The sequence below is a fragment of the Desulfonatronospira sp. genome, from assembly GCA_003563255.1.
Lineage (GTDB): Bacteria > Desulfobacterota > Desulfovibrionia > Desulfovibrionales > Desulfonatronovibrionaceae > Desulfonatronospira.
The window spans coordinates 1-2,752 of sequence record PWSL01000096.1; the positions used below are offsets into that span (position 1 = coordinate 1).

3 protein-coding genes are annotated in these 2,752 nt (G+C 48.8%); 2 read left to right on the forward strand and 1 reads right to left on the reverse strand.

What is annotated here, in order from left to right; translation table 11 throughout:
* Positions 1 to 378 precede the first annotated feature (378 nt).
* Complete coding sequence (gene thiE / locus QZP87_RS02890; protein ID WP_291321414.1) at positions 379 to 1,017, forward strand: thiamine phosphate synthase; 639 nt, start codon at positions 379 to 381, stop codon at positions 1,015 to 1,017.
* A gap of 137 nt (positions 1,018 to 1,154) precedes the next feature.
* On the forward strand, positions 1,155 to 1,445 hold the full coding sequence (locus QZP87_RS02895; protein WP_291321415.1) for a GYD domain-containing protein: 291 nt from the start codon (positions 1,155 to 1,157) through the stop codon (positions 1,443 to 1,445).
* A 504-nt stretch (positions 1,446 to 1,949) separates the two neighbouring features.
* Here QZP87_RS02895 and QZP87_RS02900 read toward each other — a convergent pair.
* On the reverse strand, positions 1,950 to 2,752 hold an 803-nt coding region (locus tag QZP87_RS02900), incomplete at its 5' end, for a HAMP domain-containing sensor histidine kinase (protein ID WP_291321416.1).

Here is a 2,752-nt window from a genome sequence, read left to right on the forward strand (position 1 = left end):
CCGCGTCCACCAATGGTGCATGTCCCTGCAAACATGTTTTTTAAGAAGCGGCTGGAGCCGCAAGAACTAAATGTTCCCAGGCTGGAGCCTGGGAACGAGAGGTAAGCGGCTGGAGCCGCAAGAACTAAATGTTCCCAGGCTGGAGCCTGGGAACGAGAGGTAAAACTTCCGTGTGTTCCGTGGGCATAACCTCTTGGCTTTTTTGAAAAATGAAACAACATGTTTGTTTGAAATTTGTGCTAAGCGCCTAAATTAACTGCCTTACCAATTAACAAGTAACAATTAACAATTAACAGATAACAGATATCTGGGTTGCGGGCATAGCCTGCTTTTGATGACTGCTTGCTTTTGATACCAAAATGTTATACAAAGCTATATATGACAACAAATATCGACTATTCCCTTTACCTTGTGACTGATAGAGGCCTGACCCACGGGCGTGACCTGATTCAGTTGGTCATGGAAGCTGTCCAGGGCGGCGTTACCATGGTACAGATACGTGAAAAAAGTTGTACCTCAGGAGAGTTTTTCAGCACTGCCCGCGAATTGAAAAAAAAGCTGACAACACTTGGTGTGCCACTGTTAATCAACGACCGGGCGGATATAGCTCTGGCCACTGGGGCGGATGGAGTACACATCGGCCAGAAAGACGTGCCTTACCAGGCTGTTCGGGAACTGCTGGGTCCAGGCAAAATTATCGGTATATCCATCAACACTTACGACCAGCTCAAAGTGGCTGCTATGAGCGATGTAGACTACCTGAGCCTGAGTCCCGTATTTCCAACCCCCACCAAGACCGACACCAGTGAGCCTTTCGGAATTGAAGGACTGAAAAAGGCCCGGTCCATGACAGACAAGCCCCTGATAACCATCGGGGGAATAAACAGGGACAACCTATCGGATGTTATGGCCACCGGTATGAACGGCGTAGCCGTGGTTTCGGCGGTCTGTTCCGCAGAATCACCGGCAGAAGCCGCCGGGGATCTGATCCGCATTATCAGGAATAACAAGCTGTAGCCTGTTTACCAGCAACATTAAGTCCCCGTGCACAACGCGTCCTGCAAGGGTTAACCGGATTCTGCCCCCGAAGGGGCCACATGCAAAACGCAAAACAGATACAATATTTAAAGCAACCTACAACATAGGAGGTACTTATGGCTGAGTATGTTATCCTGAGCAAGTTGACCGATGAAGGGCGCAAGACTTTAAAAAAGAAACCTGAACGGATCATGGAGGTAAATAAAGAACTCGAGGAGATGGGGGTCATAGTCAAGCAGCAGTACGCTTTGCTGGGTAATTATGACTTTTTGAATATTGTAGAGGCACCTGACAACGAGACAGTCATGAGAATGTCTGTGGAGCTGGGTTCAAGGGGCTCTGTAGAACTCTTGACCCTGCCTGCCCTGGATATTGACGCGTTTGTCAGTATGGCCGCCAGAATGTAATGTGGAACACATCGGCTTCCCTGCTGGTATCTGTTTATCGCTTTTAAGGAAACCAGGGGACAGGCACTCCGGGACCCACTTGAGCATCAATTTGTGCTCAAAATGACTCATTTTCTGGGACAAGTGGGTCCCGGAAGAGCCAGTCCCCATGCCACATCTAAAGCGCTAAACAGATACCCCTGCTGATATCCATCCAGCCCGGCACCTGTTTATAAGGTAACAGTTAAGCCATTTGCATGTTGCACGGGGACTGGCTCTCCCCGCACTTATTTTTCAGTAATGATCTTCGCATCAGCTAAAAATAAGTGCGGGGGGTGCCTGTCCCCTGCTATCCATAAAATTGGCTAAACTATTACTTTATAAGACTGTTTTTTATTTCACAAGGTCAAGCTGAACAGGTGCCACTTTGCTGATTCACCCTGGAAGCCCTGCCTGTCACATCTCTGGGATGATAAAAAGTGCGGACAAAAACCGACTTTTCGCAGGCGCATCATGAGGAGGTATTCAATAGTCTGCAGGGTCGGTCAGGGGAAGTGTAAAGAAAAAATTGTTTCCCAGGGGGGTAGGCTCATAACCCACTTCTCCGCCGTGCATTTCCACAATTTCCTTAATAAAAAAAAGACCGTGCCCGGTGCCCTGCTCCTTGCCCACGTTGCCGGCCCGGAAACCCTCACTGAAAAGGTTTGCCTGCTCATCCTGGTCCAGGTGCGGTCCTGTACTGAAGACATTGAGCTTGATTCCCGGTTTTTCTGGTCCGAAATAGTCAGGCCTGTATTCCCAACCGTATGAAATGAACTTGGCCTTATGTCCTGAAAAATCCGTTACCTCCCGGGTATACTTCACTGCATTGGAAAACAGGTTGGCATAGACCTGGCTGATAAGACCCTTGTCCACCACCACCTCAATCTCCTGATCCGGTACTCCGGCCAGGGCGATATCTATGCCCTTTTCCCTCAACTGGGGCGTAAAGCGCTCCACCTGTGGATCAATGATCTGGCTCTTGAAGTTGCAGACCTTCCTTTCCAGGACATATTTGCCCTGTTCGAAATGGCTGCGCCTCAACAGAGTCTCCAGAAAAAGGCTGGTCTGCTCGTAATGGTTTAAAATCTCGTTGTACTGTTCCCTGAGGCCGTTGTGGATATAATCCAGGCGCGGATAAAGATCCCTTGCAGTAACCAGCCCATACTCCTGATTGTTCTTCTCCTCCCTGGCACTGGCGGCAATATCGTCCTTGAGTTTTCCCAGGGCATTAATATGCGCTTCCAGACGTCGGTAAAAAATTTTGAAAAACATATTGGGCACAATAA